The organism is Acidovorax carolinensis (genome assembly GCF_002157145.1).
GTDB classification, from domain to species: Bacteria; Pseudomonadota; Gammaproteobacteria; order Burkholderiales; family Burkholderiaceae_C; genus Acidovorax; species Acidovorax carolinensis.
Window position 1 is genome coordinate 670,604 of the sequence record NZ_CP021361.1, and the last position, 23,511, is coordinate 694,114.

Annotated in this window: 21 protein-coding genes and 2 pseudogenes; 13 read left to right on the forward strand and 10 right to left on the reverse strand. The window is 65.7% G+C overall.

What is annotated here, in order from left to right; translation table 11 throughout:
• The first annotated feature begins 118 nt into the window (after positions 1-118).
• The 7 genes and pseudogenes from CBP34_RS03170 (at position 119) to CBP34_RS03200 (ending at position 7,061) form a co-directional block, all read left to right on the forward strand.
• Complete coding sequence (locus CBP34_RS03170) at positions 119-919, forward strand: oxepin-CoA hydrolase, alternative type (RefSeq protein ID WP_094097283.1); 801 nt, start codon at positions 119-121, stop codon at positions 917-919.
• Positions 920-941: 22 nt separating this feature from the next.
• Positions 942-2,204: a CaiB/BaiF CoA transferase family protein gene (locus CBP34_RS03175; RefSeq protein WP_236748496.1), complete on the forward strand. Its 1,263-nt coding sequence runs from the start codon at positions 942-944 to the stop codon at positions 2,202-2,204.
• A gap of 82 nt (positions 2,205-2,286) precedes the next feature.
• Positions 2,287-3,276 (forward strand): Bug family tripartite tricarboxylate transporter substrate binding protein, encoded by a 990-nt coding sequence (locus CBP34_RS03180; protein WP_094097284.1) that lies wholly within the window; start codon positions 2,287-2,289, stop codon positions 3,274-3,276.
• Between the two features lie 7 nt (positions 3,277-3,283).
• Positions 3,284-4,258, forward strand: coding sequence for an NAD(P)H-dependent flavin oxidoreductase (locus CBP34_RS03185; protein ID WP_094097285.1), 975 nt, complete (start codon positions 3,284-3,286; stop codon positions 4,256-4,258).
• Positions 4,259-4,281: 23 nt separating this feature from the next.
• Positions 4,282-5,037: an electron transfer flavoprotein subunit beta/FixA family protein gene (locus CBP34_RS03190; protein WP_094097286.1), complete on the forward strand. Its 756-nt coding sequence runs from the start codon at positions 4,282-4,284 to the stop codon at positions 5,035-5,037.
• A gap of 12 nt (positions 5,038-5,049) precedes the next feature.
• Positions 5,050-5,981 (forward strand): annotated as a pseudogene (locus tag CBP34_RS03195) (electron transfer flavoprotein subunit alpha/FixB family protein).
• Between the two features lie 96 nt (positions 5,982-6,077).
• Positions 6,078-7,061, forward strand: coding sequence for a tripartite tricarboxylate transporter substrate binding protein (locus CBP34_RS03200; RefSeq protein WP_094097287.1), 984 nt, complete (start codon positions 6,078-6,080; stop codon positions 7,059-7,061).
• A 212-nt stretch (positions 7,062-7,273) separates the two neighbouring features.
• Here CBP34_RS03200 and CBP34_RS03205 read toward each other — a convergent pair whose 3' ends face one another.
• Positions 7,274-8,119 carry a MurR/RpiR family transcriptional regulator gene (locus CBP34_RS03205; protein WP_094097288.1) on the reverse strand — a complete coding sequence of 282 codons (846 nt, stop codon included), beginning with the start codon at positions 8,117-8,119 and terminating at the stop codon, positions 7,274-7,276.
• A 163-nt stretch (positions 8,120-8,282) separates the two neighbouring features.
• Here CBP34_RS03205 and tal point away from each other — a divergent pair, with 163 nt between their 5' ends.
• Together tal and CBP34_RS03215 are read left to right on the forward strand one after the other, a co-directional pair.
• Positions 8,283-9,230 (forward strand): transaldolase, encoded by a 948-nt coding sequence (gene tal / locus CBP34_RS03210; RefSeq protein WP_094097289.1) that lies wholly within the window; start codon positions 8,283-8,285, stop codon positions 9,228-9,230.
• A gap of 124 nt (positions 9,231-9,354) precedes the next feature.
• Positions 9,355-10,476, forward strand: coding sequence for a beta-ketoacyl-ACP synthase III (locus tag CBP34_RS03215; RefSeq protein ID WP_094097290.1), 1,122 nt, complete (start codon positions 9,355-9,357; stop codon positions 10,474-10,476).
• A gap of 7 nt (positions 10,477-10,483) precedes the next feature.
• On the opposite strand, the gene zwf is transcribed toward CBP34_RS03215, so the two are convergent.
• Positions 10,484-11,938 carry a glucose-6-phosphate dehydrogenase gene (gene zwf / locus CBP34_RS03220; protein ID WP_094097291.1) on the reverse strand — a complete coding sequence of 485 codons (1,455 nt, stop codon included), beginning with the start codon at positions 11,936-11,938 and terminating at the stop codon, positions 10,484-10,486.
• Positions 11,939-12,108: 170 nt separating this feature from the next.
• Between zwf and pgi the strand changes: the two genes are divergently transcribed.
• Positions 12,109-13,671, forward strand: coding sequence for a glucose-6-phosphate isomerase (gene pgi / locus CBP34_RS03225; RefSeq protein WP_236748497.1), 1,563 nt, complete (start codon positions 12,109-12,111; stop codon positions 13,669-13,671).
• A gap of 13 nt (positions 13,672-13,684) precedes the next feature.
• Here the strand turns inward: pgi and CBP34_RS03230 are convergent, their stop codons facing one another.
• On the reverse strand, positions 13,685-14,593 hold the full coding sequence (locus tag CBP34_RS03230; protein WP_094097292.1) for an SMP-30/gluconolactonase/LRE family protein: 909 nt from the start codon (positions 14,591-14,593) through the stop codon (positions 13,685-13,687).
• 60 nt (positions 14,594-14,653) lie between these two features.
• Between CBP34_RS03230 and edd the strand changes: the two genes are divergently transcribed.
• Positions 14,654-16,423 (forward strand): phosphogluconate dehydratase, encoded by a 1,770-nt coding sequence (gene edd / locus CBP34_RS03235; RefSeq protein WP_094099045.1) that lies wholly within the window; start codon positions 14,654-14,656, stop codon positions 16,421-16,423.
• Positions 16,424-16,571: 148 nt separating this feature from the next.
• On the forward strand, positions 16,572-17,201 hold the full coding sequence (gene eda / locus CBP34_RS03240; RefSeq protein ID WP_094097293.1) for a bifunctional 4-hydroxy-2-oxoglutarate aldolase/2-dehydro-3-deoxy-phosphogluconate aldolase: 630 nt from the start codon (positions 16,572-16,574) through the stop codon (positions 17,199-17,201).
• A gap of 44 nt (positions 17,202-17,245) precedes the next feature.
• Here the strand turns inward: eda and CBP34_RS03245 are convergent, their stop codons facing one another.
• From CBP34_RS03245 to CBP34_RS03265, 6 genes and pseudogenes are all read right to left on the reverse strand, one after another.
• Complete coding sequence (locus CBP34_RS03245; RefSeq protein ID WP_236748498.1) at positions 17,246-18,229, reverse strand: ATP-binding protein; 984 nt, start codon at positions 18,227-18,229, stop codon at positions 17,246-17,248.
• Entirely contained in the window at positions 18,133-18,600 is a 468-nt protein-coding gene (locus tag CBP34_RS19915) for a sensor histidine kinase N-terminal domain-containing protein (protein WP_236748499.1), read from the reverse strand. Before CBP34_RS19915 ends, CBP34_RS03245 begins: the two co-directional genes overlap by 97 nt.
• Positions 18,597-19,261 (reverse strand): annotated as a pseudogene (locus CBP34_RS03250) (response regulator). The gene CBP34_RS19915 and the pseudogene CBP34_RS03250 overlap by 4 nt, the downstream one beginning before the upstream one ends.
• A 16-nt stretch (positions 19,262-19,277) precedes the next feature.
• A complete protein-coding gene (locus CBP34_RS03255) occupies positions 19,278-20,063 on the reverse strand; it encodes a cytochrome b/b6 domain-containing protein (RefSeq protein ID WP_094097294.1) in 786 nt (261 codons plus the stop codon).
• A gap of 8 nt (positions 20,064-20,071) precedes the next feature.
• The gene (locus tag CBP34_RS03260; RefSeq protein ID WP_208616366.1) at positions 20,072-20,578 is read right to left on the reverse strand and encodes a diheme cytochrome c; all 507 of its coding nucleotides are present in this window, start codon (positions 20,576-20,578) and stop codon (positions 20,072-20,074) included.
• Positions 20,575-21,048, reverse strand: a complete 474-nt coding sequence (locus CBP34_RS03265; RefSeq protein ID WP_208616367.1) for a DUF1924 domain-containing protein — start codon at positions 21,046-21,048, stop codon at positions 20,575-20,577. The genes CBP34_RS03260 and CBP34_RS03265 overlap by 4 nt, the downstream gene beginning before the upstream one ends.
• 256 nt (positions 21,049-21,304) lie before the next feature.
• Here CBP34_RS03265 and CBP34_RS03270 point away from each other — a divergent pair, with 256 nt between their 5' ends.
• Entirely contained in the window at positions 21,305-21,637 is a 333-nt protein-coding gene (locus CBP34_RS03270; RefSeq protein ID WP_094097295.1) for a DUF805 domain-containing protein, read from the forward strand.
• A gap of 84 nt (positions 21,638-21,721) precedes the next feature.
• Here CBP34_RS03270 and groL read toward each other — a convergent pair whose 3' ends face one another.
• Positions 21,722-23,374: a chaperonin GroEL gene (gene groL, locus CBP34_RS03275; RefSeq protein WP_086911376.1), complete on the reverse strand. Its 1,653-nt coding sequence runs from the start codon at positions 23,372-23,374 to the stop codon at positions 21,722-21,724.
• Positions 23,375-23,511: the final 137 nt, after the last annotated feature.

Genomic DNA, 23,511 nt, shown 5'->3' on the forward strand with positions numbered 1-23,511 from the left:
CGCGCCTTCCCCCTGGAAGGGGGACGACAGCCTCGCTGCGGGGCGGCCCTTGCTTGCTGTCCCTGGCGAAGCAGGCCGGCTACAGGCGGGAAGTGCTGCCTAGAACGGGAGAACGAAGATGAGCGAAGTCCTGTTGACCCACCGCGAGGGCGCGGTGCTGGTGCTGTCCAACAACAACCCGGCGGCGCGCAACGCGCTGTCGCCCGCGTTTTACGCCGCGCTGACCCAGGCCCTGACCCAAGCCGAGGCCGACCCCGCTGTGGGCGCCATCGTGCTGACGGGCGAGGGTGGGCATTTCTGCTCGGGCGGCGACCTGCGCCAGCTGGCCACGCGCCGCGAGCTGCCGATGGAGGAGCGCCGCGCCAAGCTCGAAGGCCTGCACGACCTGGTTCGCGCCGTGCGCGATTGCCGCAAGCCGGTGATTGCCGCCGTCGAAGGCGCGGCTGCAGGCGCGGGCTTGTCGCTGGCGCTGGCATGCGACATGCTGGTGGCGGCAAAGAACGCGGTGTTCTCGGTGGCCTATGTGAAGGTGGGCCTCACGCCCGATGGTGGCGCCACGGCTTTCCTGGCCGAGTTTGTCTCGCGCCAGGTGCTGACCGAGCTGTGCCTGACCGGCGAGCGCGTTTCGGGCGAACGCCTGCACGCGCTGGGGCCGGTCAACTGCCTGGCCGAGCCCGGCGAGGCGCTGGCGCAGGCGTTGGCCCTGGCTACCCAGGTGGCGGCAGGCCCCGAGCTGGCCATGGCACGCATCAAGACCTTGTGCCGCAACGCCTATGCGAACACACTGGAAGAACAGCTGGAGCAGGAAGCCCAGTTCATGGTGCGCTCGCAGGAAACTGCAGAATCACGCGAGGGTATTGGTGCCTTTCTGGAAAAGCGCCCGCCCGACTTCGCTACGCTACGCCAGAGCCAGGCATAGGCGCTGGCATGGAAACAACCCTGTGACAACTACCCATACCCCTTCCCAAAACACACCATCCGCCAACGACGGCGGCATCGACTTTCCACTCGAAGGCGTGCGTGTGCTCGACCTCTCGCGCGTGTTTGCCGGGCCGCTGTGCGGCCAGGTGCTGGCCGACTTCGGCGCCGAGGTCATCAAGGTGGAGCACCCTGGCCGCGGTGACGACACGCGCGACTGGGGCATGCGCATCGGCAAGACCGAGACCACCTACTACAACAGCATGAACCGCAACAAGCGGTCTGTCACCGTGGATCTGCAGACCCCCGAAGGGCTGAAGATCATCCACGAGCTGCTGCCGCAGTGCGACGTGGTCGTCCACAACTTCAAGACGGGCGGCGCCGAGAAGCTGGGCCTGGGCTACGAGCAGCTCAAGGCCATCCAGCCCGGTCTGATCTATTGCGCCGTGGCCGGCTACGACAGCTCGGGCCCCGAGGCCAAGCGCCCCGGCTATGACCTGGTGATCCAGGGCGAGTCGGGACTGATGGCCCTGAACGGCGAGGCAAACACGCCGCCGCTCAAGTTTGGCGTTGCGGTGGTGGACCTGATGACCGGCATGTACGCGGCCCAGGCCGTGCTGGCCGCGCTTTTTCAGCGCACGCGCACCGGCAAGGGGCGCCTGATCGAGATGGCGCTGTACGACTGTGGCGTGATGATCACCGGCTATTACGGGCTCGACGCCATGCTGCTGGGCCACGACCCGCAGCGCTATGGCAATGCCCATCCCTCCATCGTCCCCTACGGCATGTTCGAGGCCGCCGACGGTCCGCTCATCGTGGCCGTGGGCAACAACAACCAGTTCGACAAGTTCTGCCGCCAGGTGGTGATGCGCCCCGACATCGTTGAAGACCCGCGCTACGCCACCAACGTGGAGCGCGCCAAGAACCGCCTGACCCTGCTGCCGGTGATGAAAGAGCTTTTCACCAGCTTTCCGCGCGACGTGCTGCTGCAGCGCATGACGGCTGCCGGCATCCCCTGCGGCAAGGTGGCCGGCCTGCACGAGGCCCTGACCAGCGAGCGCACCCGCCGTGGCGGCCTGCTGCAGGAAATGCCTCACCCGGTGGCCGGCACCACGCATGTGTTTGCGCCGCCCTACCGCCTCGATGGCCAGCGCCTGCCCATTCGCAACGCGCCGCCCACGCTGGGCGAGGGAACCAAGGAGGTGCTGCAACAATTGCTGCAACTGTCCGAGCAGGAGCTGCAGGCGCTGCGCGACAAGGGTGTGTTGACGCTGCCGCAGGCTTGAAAATTGTCAAAAATAATAGCTGTTAACGCTTGATGAATAAGCGCTAGAGCCTGTTTTTATATGTATACCAAAGGAGACTGCCATGAAATTTTTACCCATCTCCCGCCGCACCGTCCTGGCCCTGACTGCCGCGCCGCTGCTGGTCGGTAGCGCCATGGCCCAGCAGGCGGCCTGGCCTGACAAGATGATCAAGCTTGTGGTGCCTTTTCCTGCGGGCGGCCCCACCGATACGGCGTCGCGCATCGTCGGGCAGAAGCTGGGCGAGCGCCTCAGGCAGACCGTGCTGGTCGAGAACAAGGCGGGCGCCTCGGGGTCGATTGCCGCCGCCCAGGTCAGCAAAAGCCCGGCCGACGGCTACACGCTGATGATGCTGGCCACGCCCACGCTGCTGGCGCCGCACCTGTACAAGAAGGCCGGCTACGACACGGTGAAAGACTTCACCCCCGTGGCCACGGTGTATGACCTGCCCATCGTGGTGGTGGTCAACCCCAAGCTGCTGCCCGATGTGACCGACCTCAAGAGCCTCATCGCCAACGCCAAGGCGCAAAAGACGCCGCTCAACTACACCAGTTCGGGCGCGGGCAGCTTTGGCCACCTGAGCATGGAACTGCTCAAGCAGATGGCCGGTTTTGACATGCAGCATGTGCCTTACAAGGGCGGCGTGCCGGCCATCACCGACACCATCGGTGGCCAGGTGCCCATCATGTATGCCGACCTGGTTGCCGCGCTGCCGCACATCCAGGCGGGCAAGCTGCGCGCCATTGCCGTGGGCTCGCCCCAGCGCGTGACCATGCTGCCCGAGGTCAAGACCATTGCCGAGCAGGGCATCAAGGGCTACGACGCCGTATCGTGGGGCGGCCTGCTGGCGCCCCCGGGCACGCCCAAGGCCGTGGTCGAGCGCATCGCGGGCGAGGTCAAGCAGATCCTGGCCGAAAAGGAAATCCAGGACAAGCTGCTCAACGCGGGTGCCATCGCCCATTTCCAGGACCCGGCGCAGATGGGCCAGCGCGTGCAGCAGGACTACACCCGCTGGGGCCAGCTGATCCGCGACAAGGGCATTGCCTCCGAGTAACGCCACCATGAAGACACGCATCACCGAGCTGTTTGGCATCGAACACCCGATCATCCAGGGCGGCATGCACCATGTCGGCCTGGCCGAGCTGGCGGCGGCGGTTTCCAACGCGGGTGGCCTGGGCATCATCACGGGCCTCACGCAGCGCACGCCCGAGCTGCTGGCCCGCGAGATTGCGCGCTGCCGCGCCATGACCGACAAGCCCTTTGGCGTGAACCTCACCTTCTTGCCATCGGTCAATCCGCCCGATTACCCCGGCTACGTGAAGGCCATCATCGACGGTGGCGTGAAAGTGGTCGAGACGGCGGGCAACAATCCGCAAAAATGGCTGCCCGCCCTCAAGGACGCCGGCATCAAGGTCATCCACAAATGCACCTCGGTGCGCCATGCGCTCAAGGCGCAGGCCATTGGCTGCGATGCCATCAGCGTCGACGGCTTTGAATGTGGCGGCCACCCCGGCGAGGACGATGTGCCCAATTTCATCCTGCTGCCACGCGCGGCGGACGAGCTGAAGATTCCCTTCGTCGCCTCGGGCGGCATGGCCGATGGCCGCTCGCTGGTGGCCGCGCTGGCGCTGGGTGCCGAGGGCATCAACATGGGCACGCGCTTCATCGCCACGCAAGAGGCGCCCGTGCATGACAACGTCAAGCGCGCCATTGTGGCGGCCAGCGAACTCGACACCCGCCTGGTCATGCGCCCCTTGCGCAACACCGAGCGCGTGCTGACCAACGCGGCCACCGAGCGCCTGCTGCAAAAAGAGCGCGAACTGGGCGCGGCCATCACCTTTGCGGACATCGCTCCCGAGGTGGCGGGCGTCTATCCGCGCATCATGCAGCAGGGCGAGATGGAGGCCGGCGTCTGGTCTTGCGGCATGGTGGCTGGCTTGATCCATGACGTGCCCACCGTGCAGCAATTGATCGACTCCATCATGGCCCAGGCCAACGCGCTGATCTCCGAGCGCCTGGCGGGCATGCTCCGTTAACCCCCAGCAGAAAGCAAATCACCATGAAAATTCTCGTCCCCGTCAAACGCGTGGTGGACTACAACGTCAAAGTCCGTGTGAAGTCGGACGGCACGGGCGTGGACACCGCCAACGTCAAGATGAGCATGAACCCCTTTGACGAAATCGCCGTCGAAGAAGCCGTGCGCCTGAAAGAAAAAGGCCTGGTGACCGAAGTCATCGCGGTGAGCTGCGGCGTGGCCCAGTGCCAGGAAACCCTGCGCACCGCCATGGCCATCGGTGCCGACCGCGCCATCCTGGTGGAAACCCCTGCCGATCTCGACCTTCAGCCCCTGGCCGTCGCCAAGCTCTTGAAGGCCCTGGTCGACAAGGAACAACCCGGCCTCATCATCCTGGGCAAACAAGCCATCGACGACGACGCCAACCAGACCGGCCAGATGCTCGCAGCCCTGGCCGACCTGCCCCAAGCCACCTTTGCCAGCAAAGTCGAACTCACGGCCGACAGCGTCAGCGTCACCCGCGAAGTCGATGGCGGCCTGGAAACCCTGGCATTGACGCTGCCGGCCGTCATCACCACCGACCTGCGCCTGAACGAGCCCCGCTACGTCACCTTGCCCAACATCATGAAGGCCAAGAAAAAGCAGCTCGACACCGTCAAGCCCGAAGACCTCGGAGTGGACGTCACCCCGCGCCTGAAGACCCTGAAGGTCACCGAGCCCGCCAAGCGCGGTGCCGGCATCAAGGTGGCCGACGTGGCCGCCCTGGTCGAAAAGCTGAAAAACGAAGCCAAAGTCATCTAAGGAGTACAAGAAATGACCACCCTCGTTATTGCTGAACACGACAACGCCACCATCAAAGGCGCCACCCTCAACACCGTCACTGCAGCCCTGGCTTGCGCAGGCGACGTCCATGTGCTGATCGCCGGCCACAACGCCAGCGCCGCCGCCCAGGCCGCCTCCAAAATAGCCGGCGTCGCCAAAGTCATCCACGCCGAAGCCCCCGGCCTGGAACATGGCCTCGCTGAAAACGTCGCCGCCCAGGTCCTCGCCATCGCCAGCAACTACAGCCACATCCTCTTCCCCGCCACCGCCAGCGGCAAGAACGTGGCCCCCGCGTGGCGGCCAAGCTTGACGTCGCCCAGATCAGCGACATCACCAAGGTGATCGCGGCCGACACCTTCGAGCGCCCCATCTACGCCGGCAACGCCATCGCCACCGTGCAAAGCGCAGACAGCGTCAAGATCATCACCGTGCGCACCACCGGCTTTGACGCCGCAGCGGCCACCGGAGGCAGCGCAGCAGTGGAAACCACCGCCGCCACGGCAGACAACGGCAAAAGCCGCTTCATGGGCAGCGAAATCGCCAAGAGCGACCGCCCCGAACTCACCGCCGCCAAGATCATCGTCTCCGGTGGCCGGGCCCTCGGGAGCAAGGAAAAGTTCGACGAAGTCATGACCCCGCTGGCCGACAAGCTCGGCGCCGCCCTGGGCGCCAGCCGCGCCGCGGTCGACGCAGGCTACGCCCCCAACGACTGGCAAGTGGGCCAGACCGGCAAGATCGTGGCACCCCAGCTGTACATCGCAGCGGGCATCTCGGGCGCCATCCAGCACCTGGCCGGCATGAAGGACTCCAAGGTGATCGTGGCGATCAACAAGGACCCGGAGGCGCCGATCTTCAGCGTGGCCGACTATGGGCTGGAGGCGGATCTGTTCACGGCCGTGCCGGAACTGGTCAAGGCGCTGTGAACGCCACTCGATTGCTATAAATAAAAGAGCTGCTGGCGCTTATCGGATAAGCGCCAGGGCCCTTATTCAATCAAAAACAGGACGGAGACCACCCCCATGAGCCAAGACCTTTCCCGCCGCACCCTGGTGCAGGCCGCCACCGCCGTCCTGGCCAGTGCGGCCCTGCCATCGCTGGCGCAGTCCAACTGGCCGAGCAAGCCGATCAGGATCGTCGTGCCCTACACGGCTGGCGGCTTCACCGACCAGATGGCGCGCCTGCTGCAGGTGGGCCTGCAAAAGCAGCTGGGACAGCCCGTGGTGATCGACAACAAGCCCGGTGCCAACAGCATCATTGGCGTTGATGCGGTGGCCAAGTCGGCGCCGGACGGGCACACCTTCGGGGTCGTGATCCCGGCCTTCACGGCCAACACCACGCTGTATCCCAAGCTGCCCTACAACCCGCGCAAGGATTTGGTGGGCGTGTCATTGATGGGCATTTCACCGCTGGTGGCGGCCGTTTCGCTGAATGCGCCGTTCAAGAACACCAAGGAGCTGATCGCCTACGCCAAGGCCAACCCCGGCAAGGTGAGTTTCGCCTCGTCGGGCAGCGGCTCGGCCGCGCACCTGACCAGCGAGCTGTTCAAGACGCTGACCAAGACCTTCATGGTGCACATTCCCTACCGTGGCGCCACACCCGCGCTCACCGATCTGCTCGGGGGCCAGGTGCCGCTGTTCCTCGACCCGCCGCCCAACCTGATCCAGCCCGCCAAGGCCGGCCGCATCCGCCTGATTGGCGTGGCCAGCGAAAAGCGCCTGCCCATCCTGCCCGATGTGCCGACCTTCGTGGAGCAGGGCATTCCAGGCATGCTGGGCAGCACCTGGGCCAGCATGATTGCGCCTGCGGGCACGCCGCGTGACATCATCCAGCGCATGTCCGAGGCGGTGAACCAGATCATTCGCAGCGAAGAAACCCGCGCCAAGCTCGAAGCCATGGGCACGTTTGCCGAAGGCACCACGCCCGAGGCCTGCGACGCGTTCCTCGCGGCAGAGACGACCAAGTGGGGCAAGGTAATTCGCGATGCGGGCGTGACGCTGGATTAAGGTCCGGACAGCGGCTGGGCATCCCTAAACCCCTGACCTGGGCGCGCCCCACACCAGTGCCACCGTGGAACCGGCTTTGCCGGGCTACCGGTGGCGTCCCCCTGAGGGGCAGAGGGCCGCGGCTCCAAGCCTGCCTGCGCAGGCTTGGACGGCCCCGAAGAGCTGCCGCCTCTGGCGGCTCTGCACCTAGACGCGAAGCGGCTCAGGGGGCTTCACGTATACCGCTTGGCGCGCAGGTTGTCTTTCATCTGCTGCAGCACCGGTTGCAGCGATGGCCCGATGCGCAGCGCCACGCAGGTGGCCAGCACGTCAATCACCAGCAGGTGCAGCAGGCGCGACACCATGGGGCTGTAGCGGTCGTAGCCCTCGGGGTGGTCGGCGGCCAGGTGGATGGCGCAGGCGGCTGCCAGGGGCGAACCGCTGGCGGTGATGGCAATGGTGGTCGCGCCGTTCTTGCGCGCGATGTCGGCTGCGTCCATCAGGTCGCGCGTGCGGCCCGAGTTGGAGATGATCACCGCGCAATCGCCCGGGCCGAGCAGGGTGGCGCTCATGACCTGGATGTGGCCGTCGCTGGTGGCGATCGAGGTCACACCCAGGCGAAAGAATTTGTGCTGCGCATCCTGCGCCACGAAGCCGGAGTTGCCCGCGCCGTAAAACTCGATGCGCTTGCCGGCTTTCCAGGTGCTGGTGATGGCCTCGGCCGCGCGTTCGATGGCAACCGTGCTGGCCGCGTTGCGGTATTGCAAGAAGGCGGCCACCGCGTTGTCCACCACCTTCACCAGCACATCGCCGGTTTTGTCGTCTGCGTCCACGCTGCGATGGATGAAAGGCACGCCTTCACTCACGCTGCCGGCCAGCTTCAGCTTGAAATCGGCCAGGCCGTCATAGCCCATGCTGCGGCAAAAGCGCACCACGGTGGGCTTGCTGACCTGGGCGCGCTCGGCCAGTTCGCGCACGGGCAGGCGGGCAAACGCGCGGGCGTCGGCCAGCACCAGCCGGCCCACGCGTTGCTCGGCGGGGGCCAGGGAGGGCAGGGAGGCGGTGATGCGGTCCAGCATGTCAATTCCACTGAAAAACACAGACGATGTAACGCCAATGTAACTCGGTTTCACGCCCGAGGCGGCCTCCGTAACGAGCCGTCTACACTTGCGGGTTGACGTCGCCCTCGCGAAAAATGCGTACGGGCCTGCTTGCCCACTGTTCACCCATGAGACTTTTGCCATGAATCAGCTTGACGCCCTCAAACAGTTCACCACCGTGGTTGCCGACACTGGCGACTTCAAGCAGCTGGCGCAATTCAAGCCCCAGGATGCCACCACCAACCCGTCGCTGATCCTCAAGGCGGTGCAAAAGCCCGAATACGCGCCGCTGCTGCAGTCCACGGTCGCGCAATGGAAAGAGCGCCCCATGGACGAGGTGATCGACCGCCTGCTGGTGGGCTTTGGCTGCGAGATTCTGGCCACCATTCCGGGGCGTGTGTCCACCGAAGTGGATGCGCGCCTGAGTTTTGACACCAGCGCCACAGTGACGCGGGCGGAGCGGATCATCGAGCTGTACCAGGCGCAGGGCATTCACATCGACCGGGTGCTCATCAAGGTGGCCGCCACCTGGGAGGGCATCAAGGCTGCAGAAAAGCTGGAGCAGCGCGGCATCCACACCAATCTCACGCTTCTGTTCTCGTTCTGCCAGGCAGTGGCCTGCGGGCAGGCCAAAGTGCAGCTGATCTCGCCGTTTGTGGGCCGCATCTACGACTGGTACAAGAAGCAGGCCGGCGCCAGCTGGGACGAGGCCGCGCGCAGCGGCGCCAATGATCCCGGCGTGCAGTCGGTCACCCAGATCTACAACCACTACAAGCATTTCGGCATTGCCACCGAGGTGATGGGCGCGAGCTTTCGCAACATCGGCCAGATCACGGCGCTGGCGGGCTGCGATCTGCTCACCATCGCCCCGGAGCTGCTGGCCCAGCTGGCCGCCTCCGAGGCCCTGTTGCAGCCCGCGCTGAATGCCGAGGCGGCCCGCGCCACGGCGCTGCCCGCTGTCCAGTACGACGAGGCCGGTTTCCGTTATGCGTTGAATGAGGATGCCATGGCCACCGAAAAGCTGGCCGAGGGGATCCGGAGCTTTGCGGCAGACGCCGTGAAGCTGGAAAAGCTGATCCAGGCCGTCTGAACCTCTGTCTGTGCGGCGGCGCAGTTGAACCCGGCGCACAAGGTGGGACGCCCGCCCGGGGCGCCTGCGGCGCCTCGCTACACTTGCGCACCCTGCCTGTAGTTCGGGCAACAGGAATCGATCCATGCACTCAGTTGTCATCAGCGGAACCGGCATTTACCAGCCACCGCACACCATCACCAATGCCGAGCTGGTTGAAGCCTTCAACCGCTATGTGGACCAGGAAAACGCGCGCCACGCCGATGCGATCACCGCCGGCGTGCGTGAGCCGTTGACCTATTCCAGCGTGGAATTCATCGAAAAGGCCTCCGGCATCCAGCAGCGCTATGTGCTGGAGAAAACCGGCGTGCTGGACCCTGCGCGCATGTACCCGCGCTTTACCGAGCGGCCCGACGATCAGTTGTCGCTGATGGCCGAGATTGCCGTGGATGCTGCGCGCAAAGCGCTGGATGCCGCGGGCAAGACGGGCGACCAGATTGATGTCGTGCTGTGCTCGGCGGCCAACATGCAGCGCGCCTACCCGGCCATGGCCATCGAGATCCAGCAGGCGCTGGGGGCGGGTGGCTATGGGTTCGACATGAATGTGGCCTGCTCGTCGGCCACCTTTGCGATCGAGCAGGCCGTCAACGCCGTGCGCACGGGCAGCGCCAAGTGCGTGCTGGTGGTCAACCCCGAGATCACCTCGGGCCACCAGGCGTGGAACGACCGCGATTGCCATTTCATTTTTGGCGATGTCTGCACGGCGCTCATCATCGAACGTGCTGACACGGCCACCTCGGCCGACCAGTGGGAGGTGGTGGGCACCAAGCTGGCCACCCAGTTTTCCAGCGCCATCCGCAACAACTTTGGTTTTCTCAACCGCTGCGAGGACAGCGACCCAAACGCGCGCGACAAGACCTTCCGCCAGGAAGGCCGCAAGGTGTTCAAGGAAGTGGTGCCGCTGGCCGCCGCCCACATCGAGGCCCATCTGGCCACGCTGGAGCAGGCGCCTACGGCTGTGCGCCGCTATTGGCTGCACCAGGCCAACCAGGGCATGAACCAACTGGTCATCAAGAAGCTGGTGGGCGCGGATGCCAGCGCCGATGTGGCCCCCCTGATCCTGGACGAGTTCGCCAACACCGCATCGGCGGGCTCCATCATTGCCTTCCACAAGCACCGGGCCGATCTGGCGGCCGGCGACCTGGGCGTCATCTGTTCGTTTGGCGCGGGTTATTCCATCGGCAGCGTGGTGGTTCGCAAGCGCTGATCCTGTTTCAGACTTCCTCGCTCCAGCAAAAGCCATCGCGCGCAATCATGGCGCTGGCGGCGCTGGGGCCCCAGCTACCGGCTGCATAAGGCCGCGGGCCGTGCGGGTCGGTGCGCCAGTGCGCAAGAATGGGCTCCACCCAGCGCCAGGCCTCTTCCTGCTCGTCACTGCGCACGAACAGGTTCAGCCGGCCCGCGATCACGTCCAGCAGCAGGCGCTCGTAGGCGCCCACGCGTTCGGCGCCAAAGCGCTGGTCAAAGTCGAGGTTGAGGTGCACTGGCGCCAGCGCGGGTTCGGTCTGGTGCTGCGCGGCGCCCTGGGCCAGCAAATGCAGCTCCAGCCCGTCCTTGGGCTGCAGGTTGATGACCAGGCGGTTGGCGGCGCCCGCCGGGGTCTTGAAGATCGGGTGGGGCACGGGCCGGAAATTGACCACGATGTGGGCGTTGCGGCTGGCCAGGCGTTTGCCGGTGCGGATGAAAAAGGGCACGCCCGCCCAGCGCCAGTTGGATATCTCGGTGCGCAGGGCCACAAACGTTTCGGTGGTGCTGGCAGGGGCCACGCCGTTTTCCTGCAAATACCCCGCAACGGCGTGGCCCTGGCTGGTGCCGGCCGCATATTGCCCCCGGATCACATGCTGGCCGATGGTGTCGGGGCTCCAGGGCTTGAGCGATTGCAGCACCTTGAGTTTTTCGTCGCGAATGGCATTGGCGCTGGCGTTGATCGGCGGCTCCATGCCGATGGCGCACAGCAGTTGCAGGGCATGGTTTTGCACCATGTCGCGCAGGGCGCCGGTCTGGTCATAGAAGGCGCCACGGGTTTCCACGCCCAGTTCTTCGGCGATGGTGATCTGGATGTTGGCGATGGTTTCGCGCCGCCACAGGGGCTCGAACAGCGCATTGCCAAAGCGCATGGCGAACAGGTTTTGCACCGATGGCTTGCCCAGGTAGTGGTCGATGCGAAACACCTGGTCTTCCTGCAGCACATGGCGCAGGGCTGCGTTGATGGCGCGGTTCGAGGGCAGGTCATGCCCCAGCGGCTTTTCAAGCACCACGCGGGTGGCGGGGCCGTTCAGGCCCACGGCGGCGATCTGCTCGCAGACGGTCGTGAAAAGGCTGGGCGCCGTGGCGACATACATCACCAGCGAATCGGCATTGCGGGCCTTGACCATGTCGGCCAGCCGCGCATAGTCTTGCGGTTGCGACAGGTCCATGCGCAGGTGGTGCAGCAATGCAGCAAAGCGCGAAAACTCCTGGGGTGTCGGGCGCTTGGCCAGTTCCACGTTGTCAAAGCGCGACTGGATCCGGCTGCGGTATTGTTCGTCGGTCAGATCATCCCGCGCCACGCTGATAATGCGGCCACCTTCGGGCAACGTGCCGTGGCGAAAGGCCTGGAACAGGGCGGGCAAAAGCTTGCGCCAGGCAAGGTCACCCGTGCCGCCGAACAGGACGAGGTCAAAACTCATGGGGTCTCCGTGGATGGGGATCGATGCTGCGCTGGGTCGGTAATTGTAATCTCGTTACATTAGCTCATGAATAACGCATTGTTGCTGGTGCATTTTTCTCCTGGTCAAACCGCTAATTGCTGAGTTATTGGTAATTTAGTTACTATTCTGCTTCTTCACGCGCCATCGACATGTCCATGTTTCTTCGTTGCGATCAGACGCCCCAGTGGCCTGGCCTGAAGGCCCGTTTCTCCCATGAAGGCAAGCGTTTTGATCTGCGGCAGGCATTTGCCGATGATGCGCAGCGCTTTGCGCATTTCAGCCAGGCGGCTCCTCACCTTTTTGCCGATCTCTCCAAAAACCTGTGGGACCGGCCCACCGAGGCGTTGCTGCTGGACATGGCGCGCTCGTGCGGCCTGGAGCAGCGCCGCGACGCCATGCTGCACGGCGAGCCCATCAACACCACCGAAGGCCGCGCCGTTTTGCACACCTTGCTGCGCCGGCCGGCGGGGCAGGTGTTGCCGGGCGACCTGCCAGGCATTGCGCCAGCCCTTGCCGAGGTGCACACCACGCTGGACGCCATGCTGGCTTTTGCCGACCGCATGCGCGCCGACGATGGCATCACCGATGTGGTGAACATCGGCATTGGCGGGTCTGACCTGGGGCCGCACATGGCCGTACTGGCACTGGATGCCTGCCGTGCGCCAGGCAAGCGCTTTCACTTCGTCTCGAATGCCGATGGGCATGAGCTGGCGGGCGTGCTGCGGCTGCTGCGGCCGCAAAGCACCTTGTTTCTGGTGGCGTCCAAGACGTTCACCACCGCGGAAACCATGACCAATGCGCGCTCGTGTCTGGCGTGGTTTGCCGAGCAGGGGGGGGCGGATGTGGCACGCCATTTCGTGGCGCTCACGGCCCAGCCGGACGCCGCAAAGGCCCTGGGTATCACCAGGTCGTTTGGTTTCTGGGACTGGGTGGGCGGGCGCTACTCGCTGTGGTCGTCCATTGGCCTGGCGCTGGCCATCTCGATTGGCGCAGCCGGTTTTCGCGGACTGCTGGCGGGCGGGCATGCCATGGACGAGTACTTTCGCACGGCGCCGCTGGCGGCGAACCTGCCCGTGCGTCTGGGCCTGCTCGATGTCTGGTACCGCAATTTCCATGGTTTCACGAGCCGCTGTGTGGCGCCGTACCACGCCGGCTTGCGACGCTGGTCGGCCTATCTGCAGCAGCTGGAAATGGAAAGCAATGGCAAGCGCGTGGACGCGAGCGGCGAGGCCCTGGCCTATGCCACGTCGCCCGTGCTGTGGGGCGAGCCGGGAACCAACGGGCAGCATGCTTTTTTCCAGATGCTGCACCAGGGCTCGGATGTGTTGCCGCTCGAAATCGTGGCTGTGCGCAAACCTGCCCATTCACTTGCCGGCCACCATGACCAGGTACTCGCCAACGCCCTGGCGCAGGCGCAGGCTCTGATGGTGGGCAAGGCCTCCGATGACGGGCATCGGCATTTCCCGGGCAACCGGCCCAGCACCTTTTTGCTGCTGGAGTCCCTCACGCCCGAGTCGCTGGGGGCGCTCATTGCCTTGCAGGAGCATCGGGTGTTTGTCAGCGGCGCCCTGTGGGGCATCAACAGTTTCGACCAGTGGGGCGTGGAGCTGGGCAAGGTGCTGGCGCGCGACCTGCAGCAGCGGCTGGCCAGCGGCGATGCGTTGGGGCTGGATGCCTCCACGGCAGGCTTGCTGCATCGCCTGCGCGGTTGAAGCCCATCGACTTTCAGCCGGGCTGAAAAAAGTTCACGGGCAGACCCGGAATGTCAACCCTCATGCGCAGCAGGCTGCCCGCAGGAATGGCGGCCTCGCATTCGGTGGCCGGCCGCCCGGCACGCGCCGAGGTGATGTAGAGCGTGCGCAGGTCATCGCCACCAAAACACACCATGGTGGGGCATTGCACTGGCGTGGCGATGCGTCGCAGCACATCACCCGCAGGCGACAGCTGAAGAATGCTGGCCCCTTCATACATGGCCACCCAGTAATTGCCGTCCACATCCACGCTGGCGCCGTCAGGGCGGCCTCCGTAGGCTTCGCCCGCAGCCTTGGGTGCGAAGCGCACCCAGGGCTGTCGGTCGCTGATGCGGCCCGTGGTGGCGTCGAACGCAAAGCGGTCAATGCGGTGTTCGGGGGTGTTGGACCAATACATCCAGTGGTTGTCGGGACTGAAAGCGAGGCCATTGGCGGTGAAGTTGTCGCCCGCCATGCGGGCGACGGTGCAGTGGCCCGCGGTGCAGTGCAGGCGCCACAGCGCAGCAGCGGGTTGCGTGCGCGGGCTGATCATGGAGCCGGCCCAGAGCCGGCCGGCGGTGTCGCATTTGCCATCGTTCAGGCGCAGCAGCCGGGTGTCGTGCGCGTCGGCCGGCAGGGTCGCCAGGCACGCCAATGCGCCGGTCATGCAGTCCAGGTGGTAAAACCCGTCGCGTAATCCGATTACTATTTTTCCATCGGCCGATGGAGCGCAGCACCCGGGCTCTGACGGCATTTTCCAGTGCCAGCGGTGGCCGGTGTCGGGCTCCCATGCGTTCACTGCAAAGCCTGCGATGTCGCACCAATAAAGTCGCTTCTCCTGCGGGTGCCAGAATGGTGATTCGCCCAGTTCCGAGGGCGGCAAAGGAAGGGCTTGCAAGGGCATTGCTTGATTGGAATGTGTTATCAAATTACATTCTAGGGCGATACCCGGATGGAGCATCCCATGCATTCAGTAGTAGCGCGCGTGACGGCTCGCATCATTGAGCGCAGCGCAGACACCCGCGCTGCCTACCTGGCCGTTGTGGACGCCATGATCGCCCGCCGGCCCGCACAAGACCGCATGGGCTGTGCCAACCTGGCCCACGCCTACGCCGCACTGCCGGGCGCCGACAAGCTCCGGGTCACCGTTGAAAAAGCGCCCAATGTCGGCGTGGTGACGGCCTACAACGACATGCTGTCGGCCCACCAGCCCTATCAGACTTACCCCGCCATCCTGCGCGACGAAGCCGCCAAACACCACGCCACGGTGCAGGTGGCGGGTGGCGTGCCAGCCATGTGCGACGGCATCACGCAGGGCACGCCTGGCATGGAGCTCTCGCTGTTCTCGCGCGATGCCATTGCCATGGCCACGGCGGTCGCGCTGTCGCACGATGTGTTCGATGGCGTGCTGCTGCTCGGTGTGTGCGACAAGATCGTGCCTGGCCTGCTGATCGGCGCGCTGCACTTTGGGCATTTGCCCTGCGTGTTTGTACCCGCCGGCCCCATGGGAACGGGCCTGTCGAACCATGAAAAATCCAGGGTGCGCGAGCAATTTGCCCAGGGCCTGGTGGGGCGCGACGAACTGCTGAGGGCCGAGTCGGCGGCCTACCACAGCCCCGGCACCTGCACTTTCTACGGTACGGCCAACAGCAACCAGATGCTGCTCGAAGCCATGGGCCTGCATGTGCCCGGCGCCGCCTTTGCACACCCGGGCACGCCAGAGCGCGAAGCCTTCACCCGCCAGGCGCTGCGCACCGTGCTTGACATTGGCAAGCGCGGCACACGCTTCACTCCCATCGGCCGCCTGGTGGACGAGCGCTGCATCGTCAACGCCATGGTGGCTTTGCTGGCCACGGGCGGCTCGACCAACCACCTGATCCACTGGGTGGCGATTGCGCGCAGCGCGGGCATCCTGATCGACTGGACCGACTTTGACGAACTCTCGTCTGCCGTGCCGCTGCTGGCCCGCGTCTATCCCAATGGCGACGCGGATGTGAACCAGTTCCAGGCCGCAGGCGGGCCGCCGTGGATCCTGCGCGAGCTGCTGGGCGGCGGCTTCATGCACCCCGATGTGGGCAGCGTGAACGCCGGTGGCGTTGCTGCAGGCGGGCAGGGCGCACCGGCGGTGTCGGGCGACGAGTCGGTGCTGCGCCCCGTGGCCCGTCCGTTCTCGCCCACCGGTGGTCTGCGCCTGTTGCAAGGGCGCCTGGGCCGCGCGGTGATCAAGGTGTCTGCCGTGCCCGAAGACCGCCATGTGGTGCAGGCCCCGGCCCGCGTGTTCGATTCACAAGAGGCACTGCTGGCCGCCTTTGCCGCAGGCGAGGTGCAGCAGGACATGGTGGCCGTGGTGCGCTTTCAGGGCCCGCAGGCCAACGGCATGCCCGAGCTGCACAAGCTCACGCCGCCGCTGGCCGTGCTGCAGAACCAGGGGTTCCAGGTGGCACTGGTGACCGACGGGCGCATGAGCGGCGCCTCGGGCAAGGTGCCCGCCGCCATCCACGTCACACCCGAGGCGCAGGTCGGTGGCCCGCTGGCCAAGGTGCGCGACGGTGACATCGTGCGCGTGGACGCCGTGGCCGGCACGCTCGATGTGCTGGTCGATGACGCCGAGTGGGCTGCCCGCACGCCTACGCCCTACAACGCGCCCGCCGCCACCGGCTTTGGCCGTGAGCTTTTTGCCAATTTCCGCCGCCATGCCGGCGGTGCCGAACAAGGAGCCTGCACATGGCTTTAAAGGCTGCCCCCCTGAGCCGCTTCGCGTCATCCCCCCAGGGGGACGCCACCGGTGGCCTGGCAAAGCCAGTTCCACGGTGGCCCTCGCTTTGCGTCGTGACAGTTTCAGCCGCCGCGCGCGGCACCCAATACCCAGGAGCGCCACACCGATGAACCCGCTTGATATTGCCAGCCATGGCCCCGTCATTCCGGTGATCGTGATGGACCGCGTGGCCGACGCGCTGCCCCTGGCCGAGGCGCTGCTGGCCGGTGGCGTGAAGGTGCTGGAGGTCACGCTGCGCACCCCTGCAGGCCTGCCTGCCATTGAGGCCATTGCCCGCCATCTGCCCGAGGCCGTGGTGGGCGTGGGCACGGTGCTCAACGCGGACGATGCCCGCCGCGCCAGCGAGGCCGGTGCCCGTTTTGCCGTAAGCCCGGGCTATACATCCGAAGTAGGCCGTGCCTGCCAGGAGCTGCACCTGCCGCTGCTGCCGGGCGTGGCCACGGCGAGCGAGATCATGGCGGCGCTGGCCGACGGGTTCGCGTTCCTCAAGCTGTTTCCGGCGGAGGCAGTGGGGGGCATTCCGTTGCTCAAAGCCTGGGCCAGCCCGTTTGGCCAGGTGAGCTTCTGCCCCACGGGCGGCATCACGCACGCCACGGCGCCCCACTACCTGGCGCTGCCCAACGTGCGCTGCGTGGGTGGCTCGTGGTTGACGCCGCCGGATGCGGTGCGCATGGGCGACTGGGCCCGCATCACGCAGCTGGCGCGTGCTGCGCAGGGCCTGCGTGCAGCCTCCTGATTTCTTGGGCAGCGCTGCAGTGCACCCTGGCTTCAGTGACGGCGCTACCAGCGTACCGTGACGCGTAAGCCGCCCAGCCCCGGACTGCGGTCGGTGTTGACCTGCAAATGGTGCAGACGCGCAATGCGCTGAATGATGGACCAGCCCAGGCCGCTGCCGCTCTGGCCCGTGCCTAGCACCCGAAAAAACCGCTCCCCCAAGCGTGCCTGTTCCTCAGGTGTCAGGCCAGGGCCACTGTCTTCCACGCTCAGCTGCGCATGGTCATCGACGTGTCCGGTAATCTGCAGTTGCACCTCGGCACCCTCCGGGCTGTAGCGCAAGGCGTTGTCCAGTAGGTTGCGCAGCAGCACACGCGCCAGGGGCTCAGGCAGCGGGATGTGCACGCCGGGCGCCAGGGGCTCGCGCAGCACGATGCGCTGCTGGCGACGCTCTGCCGTTGCCTGCAGATCGGCAGCCACCTGGCCAGCCACCTCGGCCAGCGGCGTGCTGCTGCCGCTGTCGTGGGTGGGTTCGGCATCAAGCCGGGCCAGTTGCAGCAGTTGTTCTACCAGCCTGGTGGCGCGGTCGCAGCCTTGTACTGTGGCTTGCAGCGCCGTGGCGCGCTCTTGCGTGTCGGTGGCGCCCTGCGCCACCTGGGCCTGCATGCGGATGCCGGCAATGGGGGTGCGCAGCTCATGTGCCGCATCGGCGGTGAACTGCTGCTCGGTGGCCAGCAGCCGGGCCATGCGCTCGAACAGGTCATTCAGGGCCGTGACCAGCGGAAGCACCTCCGGCGGCACACCTTCAGGGGATAGCGGCGCCAGCGACTGCGGCTGGCGCGCGGCCACGGCGTGCCCCAATCGACCCAGGGGCTGCACCGACCCGCGCACCGCCCACCAGATGCCCAGCGCCAGCAGCGGCAGCGCCCACGCCATGGGCTTGAGGATGCTGATCAGGCTGGCCAGCACGATCTCGCGGCGCACCGACTGCAGCTCGCCCACCACAATGCGCACATCGCGCTCACGCCCTGCGTGACGAAAACGCGCCACGACTTGTCGTCCACCTGGCTGTCAGCAAAACCCCGCTTGCGCCGCTGCGACAGCGGCTCCTGTGGCGCGCTGGCCGAGCGGGCCAGCAACTGGTCTTCGTGCCATAGCTGGAACACCACGCGCGGCTGGTGCTTATCCAGCTCGGGGGCTTCGTTCAGGCGGCTTTCGTCCAGCTCATCGAGCGGTTGCAGGCGCAGCAGGGCGGCGGTCTGCGCCAGGTGGGCATCGAGCAGGTCGCTGACTTCTTCGTCGGTTTCGTGCCAGGCCAGCGCTGCGGCAATGCCCCAAGCCACCAGCACCAGCGTCAGCACCGTGGTCAGCAGTCGGGTCTGCAGCGACCGTGGCGTGCGGTGGGCGTTGGCGCTGTTCATGCCGACTCCCGTGCGATGCGGTAGCCCACGCCGCGCACGGTCTCGATCAGGGCCGCCCCAGCTTGCGCCGCAGGTGGTAGATGTGCACTTCAACGGCGTTGCTGTTGATCTCGCTGCCCCACTGGTACAGGCGCTGCTCCAGCTGCTCGCGGCTGAGCACGCGCCCGGCGTTGAGCAGCAAGGCGTGCAGCAGGTCGTATTCGCGGTTGGACAGCTCCACTGGCTGGCCGTCCGCCAGCACTTGGTGGGCGGCAGGGTCCAGCACCACGTTGCCAGCGGCTAGCCGGGTTTCACTCTGGCCGTGGGCGCGCCGCACCAGTGCGCGCAGGCGGGCGGCCAGCTCGTGCAGATCAATGGGTTTGATCAGATAGTCGTCCGCGCCCGCGTCCAGCCCGGCAATGCGGGCGGGCACGGCGTCGCGGGCCGTGAGCACGAGCACGGGCGTGGTGTTGCGCCGCGCGCGCACCTCGCGCAGCACTTCCATCCCGTCCTGCCGTGGCAGGCCCAGGTCCAGCACGGCGGCCTGGTAGGCGCCGGTGGCCAGCTCGCGCTCTGCGGCCACGCCGTCGCGCACCCAGTCCACCTGGAAGCCGTTTTGCGCCAGGCCGGCGCGGATGCCCGAGCCCAGCAATTCGTCGTCTTCGGCCAGCAGGATGCGCATGAAGGGGCTCTTTCAATCAGTCGTCATGATCACGGTGATTCTCGCTCCCGAGCGTGGCATTGGCGGCGGGCAGCTGGGGCGCCTGGTTCCACTGCCAGGCCCAGAAGGCGAGCACGCAAGCCAGCACAGCCGCGGCGAGCCAGCCATGGTTGCTTTTTGCCAGGTCGGGCCCGGGGCCTTGCACGCGGCCCGTCAGCATGGGCAGGGCCTGGTTCTTGCGGCGCAGCACGCTCAAGAGGGCGATCAGGCCAATGTGCGCCAGCACCACAAACAGCAGGGTGTTGCCAAAGAATTCATGCACTTCCTCCAGCCATTCGCCACCCCATTCGTCCCACACGGCATAGCCGCTGAGGGTGAGCGGCACCACCAGCGCCAGGATCAGCGCCACGGCCAGTGCCATCAGGAGGTTTTGCCCCGGCCTCCAGGTGGCCTGAAGTGCGCTGGGCGAGCGCACGGCAGCAAGGGACTTCAGCCACGCCGGAGCGCCCTGCAGCTTGCGCCACAGCACCGAAAGGCGGGCCTGGCGCGGCCCGAACAGGCCCCACAGCAGGCGTGCAACCACCAGCCCGGCCAGCGTGTAGCCCAGCGTGACATGCACCAGCCGCCAGCGCTCGCCGTCGGCCGTGATGTAGGCCACCGTGAAGCTCAGCGCCATCAGCCAGTGCAGCATGCGCGTGGTGGCGTCGACCACGCGGCGGGTAGCTGGCCGGGGCACTTGCGATTGCGTCTGCGTTTGCGCCGAGGAGGGCGCGGCAGCGGCAGCGGAAGAAGTCGAGGCGGTAGGAAGGGTGTCAGAAGTCATGGTGGTTCTCACTTCGGAATGCGGACGCGGTCGTCGTCAAAGTCGCCCTGGTCGGCGCGGGTGTGGCAGGCGATGCAGTTGGCCCGGCTGCCCACGGCGGCGCGCTTCCAGACGGCGGGTTCCACCTCGCGGTGCTTGCGTTCGAACCAGGCGGATTGGGTGATGCGGTCTTGCGGCGGCGCCTCGCGCACGCGCTTGTAGGTGCCCGCATGGGCTTCGAGCCAGGTGCTGATCTGGCGCACCATCGCCGGGTCGAGCGAGGCGTCGGTGCCGTAATGCTGGTCCAGCCCTTTCATCATGCGGCTCCACGAACTGGCGGGCAGCATGCCGGGCGGGTAGGCCATGTGGCAGGCGGCGCACTCCTGCTTGTAGGCCGGCAGCATGGCGCTGGCGGGCATCTCGCGGCTGTCGGCCCAGGCGGCGGGCAGTGCGCAGGCCAGCGCCAGCAAGGCGGCCGACCGGCGAACGTTGCGCACAAACGGGGTGCGGGCCATGGTGGTTGCGATGGGGTTCATGGTTTGTCCTTGGGAGCCTGGGGCGGGTTTTTGGCATCGAACTGCAGCAGCCAGGCCAGCACGTCGGCCTTTTCGACGGCCGTGCATTCGCGGCTCAACACGTCGTTGCAATTGCGGCGAAACCATTTGTCCACCTTGGCGGTATCGGTAAAGCGCTCGGGGTTGAACGCGGGCGCCAGCGCGGTGATGGTCTTGCCTGTGCTGGCGTGGCGTGTGGAGGTGGTGGGTGGATTGCCATGGCACGAGGCGCACGACCATTCGCCGCCATGGCGGCTGGTGAAAAACACGCGGCCGCGCTCGGCGCTGACGGGCTTGCCGGAGGCGTCGCTCCAGCGCTGCATCTGCGAGGCGGCAGTGGTGTCGCCAGCGTGGGCCGGCGCCAGGGCAAAGACCAGCGCCAGCAGCGCGGTCACGCGGACGAGAGAGGTGGTGTGTGGGGTGTGCATGCCGCCATGGTGCAAGGCGGGCATGAAGAATGGCTTAAGACGCGCGGTGGCGGGGTACGCATGCGTCCAGCGAAGAATCTTGTTGAAAACGGCCGCAACCGCTTATCCATCAAGCGCTAATAGCTATTAAAAAAGAAGCATTCTGGCGCGGGGGGCATGGATTGCGGCAGGGCGCGGGCGACTGGCCTCCTCGCGCGCGCCTGTCGCATGGCTCCCCTATCATGTGCTGGGGCATTCGCTCCAGTTCGCCAACATTCAACCGAGAGAGAGGGACGTCATCATGGATTTTGTTCAGGCAATCAAGTCGTGCCTGGGGCAGTACGCCACGTTTTCGGGCCGTGCATCACGCGCCGAGTACTGGTGGTTTTTTCTGTTCCAGGTGCTGGTGATGCTGGTCGCCAGCATGTTCGGTGACGTGGTTTACGGCCTGGCCTCGCTGGCGCTGCTGCTGCCGGCGCTGGCCGTGGGCACGCGCCGCCTGCACGACATTGGCCGCACGGGCTGGTGGCAACTGCTGTTGTTGACCGGAATCGGTTTCTTTGTACTGCTGTACTGGTGGGTGCAGCCCAGCGAAGGCGCGGGCAATATTTACGGCGAGCCCCCCGCCGCATGACATGAAAAAAGCCCGCAGGTCTTTCGGCCTGCGGGCTTTTTGTGGGGCTGCGCAGCCAGCGAGGCTGCGCAGGGGGCCGGGCAATTACATGCCCATGCCGCCCATGCCACCCATGCCGCCCATGTCAGGCATGCCGCCGCCAGCACCGGCTTCTTCCTTCGGTGCGTCAGCAACCATGCACTCGGTCGTCAGCAGCAGCGATGCCACCGATGCTGCGTTTTGCAGCGCCGTGCGGGTGACCTTCGTGGGGTCCAGAATGCCCAACTCCAGCATGTCGCCGTAGCTGTCGTTGGCAGCGTTGAAGCCGAAGTTGCCCTTGCCGGCCAACACAGCGTTCACCACCACCGAGGCTTCGCCACCGGCGTTGTTCACGATCTCACGCAGAGGCGCTTCGATGGCCTTGAGCACCAGGGCAATGCCATGGTCCTGGTCGGCGTTGTCACCCTTGATGGAGGTGCCAACCGCTTGCTTGGCACGCAGCAGGGCCACGCCGCCGCCAGCCACAACGCCTTCTTCCACCGCTGCGCGCGTTGCGTGCAGTGCGTCTTCCACGCGGGCCTTCTTTTCCTTCATTTCGACTTCGGTGGCAGCGCCCACCTTGATCACGGCCACACCGCCAGCCAGCTTGGCCACGCGCTCTTGCAGCTTTTCGCGGTCGTAGTCGGACGTGGCTTCTTCGATCTGCACGCGCACTTGCTTGACGCGGGCTTCGATGTCAGCAGCTGCGCCAGCGCCGTCGATGATGATGGTGTTTTCCTTGCCCACTTCGATGCGCTTGGCCTGGCCCAGATCGGCCAGGGTCACCTTCTCGAGCGTCAGGCCCACTTCTTCAGCGATGACCTTGCCGCCCGTCAGGATGGCGATGTCTTCCAGCATGGCCTTGCGGCGGTCGCCAAAGCCAGGCGCCTTCACAGCCACGACCTTCAGGATGCCGCGGATGGTGTTGACCACCAGCGTTGCCAGGGCTTCGCCTTCGACTTCTTCGGCAATGATCAGCAGCGGACGGCCCGCCTTGGCAACTTGCTCCAGCGTGGGCAGCAGGTCGCGGATGTTGCTGATCTTCTTGTCGAACAGCAGCACGAAGGGGTTGTCCAGAATCGCGGATTGCTTTTCTGGGTTGTTGATGAAGTAGGGCGACAGGTAGCCGCGGTCAAACTGCATGCCTTCCACGACGTCCAGTTCGGAGTCGAGGGACTTGCCGTCTTCCACGGTGATCACGCCTTCCTTGCCAACCTTGTCCATGGCGTCGGCGATCAGCTTGCCGATGGTTTCGTCGGAATTGGCAGAGATCGAGCCGACCTGTGCGATTTCCTTGGAAGTGGTCGTGGGCTTGGAAGCCTTCTTCAGCTCGGCAACCAGGGCCGTCACGGCCTTGTCGATGCCGCGCTTCAGGTCCATCGGGTTGATACCGGCGGCCACGTACTTGAAGCCTTCGCGCACGATGGCTTGTGCCAGCACGGTGGCGGTGGTGGTGCCGTCACCAGCGTTGTCGCTGGTCTTGGAGGCCACTTCCTTCACGAGCTGGGCGCCCATGTTCTGCAGCTTGTCCTTGAGTTCGATTTCCTTGGCCACGGACACACCGTCCTTGGTCACGGTGGGGGCGCCGAACGAGCGCTCCAGCACCACATTGCGACCTTTGGGGCCCAGGGTGACCTTGACCGCGTTGGCCAGGATGTTCACGCCTTCAACCATGCGTGCGCGGGCTTCGCCGCCGAAAACTACGTCTTTTGCTGCCATTTTGGAGCTCCTGAATATCTAAAAAATCGTTAAACAGATGACTGTGTCGGGAAAAGAATTGCGTAGCGAGCGGTTCACAGGCTAGGCGGACGGAGCGCAGGAACCGCAACGTACTTCCTGTACGTGAGGATTCCGAG

What these genes read in the sequence shown, in the direction of transcription:
- CBP34_RS03170 (WP_094097283.1), top strand. Translation starts at nt 119, where the DNA reads ATGAGCGAAGTCCTGTTGACCCACCGCGAGGGCGCGGTGCTGGTGCTG.
- CBP34_RS03180 (WP_094097284.1), top strand. Translation starts at nt 2,287, where the DNA reads ATGAAATTTTTACCCATCTCCCGCCGCACCGTCCTGGCCCTGACTGCC.
- CBP34_RS03185 (WP_094097285.1), top strand. Translation starts at nt 3,284, where the DNA reads ATGAAGACACGCATCACCGAGCTGTTTGGCATCGAACACCCGATCATC.
- CBP34_RS03190 (WP_094097286.1), top strand. Translation starts at nt 4,282, where the DNA reads ATGAAAATTCTCGTCCCCGTCAAACGCGTGGTGGACTACAACGTCAAA.
- CBP34_RS03200 (WP_094097287.1), top strand. Translation starts at nt 6,078, where the DNA reads ATGAGCCAAGACCTTTCCCGCCGCACCCTGGTGCAGGCCGCCACCGCC.
- CBP34_RS03205 (WP_094097288.1), bottom strand. Translation starts at nt 8,119, where the DNA reads ATGCTGGACCGCATCACCGCCTCCCTGCCCTCCCTGGCCCCCGCCGAG.
- tal (WP_094097289.1), top strand. Translation starts at nt 8,283, where the DNA reads ATGAATCAGCTTGACGCCCTCAAACAGTTCACCACCGTGGTTGCCGAC.
- CBP34_RS03215 (WP_094097290.1), top strand. Translation starts at nt 9,355, where the DNA reads ATGCACTCAGTTGTCATCAGCGGAACCGGCATTTACCAGCCACCGCAC.
- zwf (WP_094097291.1), bottom strand. Translation starts at nt 11,938, where the DNA reads ATGAGTTTTGACCTCGTCCTGTTCGGCGGCACGGGTGACCTTGCCTGG.
- pgi (WP_236748497.1), top strand. Translation starts at nt 12,109, where the DNA reads ATGTCCATGTTTCTTCGTTGCGATCAGACGCCCCAGTGGCCTGGCCTG.
- CBP34_RS03230 (WP_094097292.1), bottom strand. Translation starts at nt 14,593, where the DNA reads ATGCCCTTGCAAGCCCTTCCTTTGCCGCCCTCGGAACTGGGCGAATCA.
- edd (WP_094099045.1), top strand. Translation starts at nt 14,654, where the DNA reads ATGCATTCAGTAGTAGCGCGCGTGACGGCTCGCATCATTGAGCGCAGC.
- eda (WP_094097293.1), top strand. Translation starts at nt 16,572, where the DNA reads ATGAACCCGCTTGATATTGCCAGCCATGGCCCCGTCATTCCGGTGATC.
- CBP34_RS19915 (WP_236748499.1), bottom strand. Translation starts at nt 18,600, where the DNA reads ATGAACAGCGCCAACGCCCACCGCACGCCACGGTCGCTGCAGACCCGA.
- CBP34_RS03255 (WP_094097294.1), bottom strand. Translation starts at nt 20,063, where the DNA reads ATGACTTCTGACACCCTTCCTACCGCCTCGACTTCTTCCGCTGCCGCT.
- CBP34_RS03260 (WP_208616366.1), bottom strand. Translation starts at nt 20,578, where the DNA reads ATGAACCCCATCGCAACCACCATGGCCCGCACCCCGTTTGTGCGCAAC.
- CBP34_RS03265 (WP_208616367.1), bottom strand. Translation starts at nt 21,048, where the DNA reads ATGCCCGCCTTGCACCATGGCGGCATGCACACCCCACACACCACCTCT.
- CBP34_RS03270 (WP_094097295.1), top strand. Translation starts at nt 21,305, where the DNA reads ATGGATTTTGTTCAGGCAATCAAGTCGTGCCTGGGGCAGTACGCCACG.
- groL (WP_086911376.1), bottom strand. Translation starts at nt 23,374, where the DNA reads ATGGCAGCAAAAGACGTAGTTTTCGGCGGCGAAGCCCGCGCACGCATG.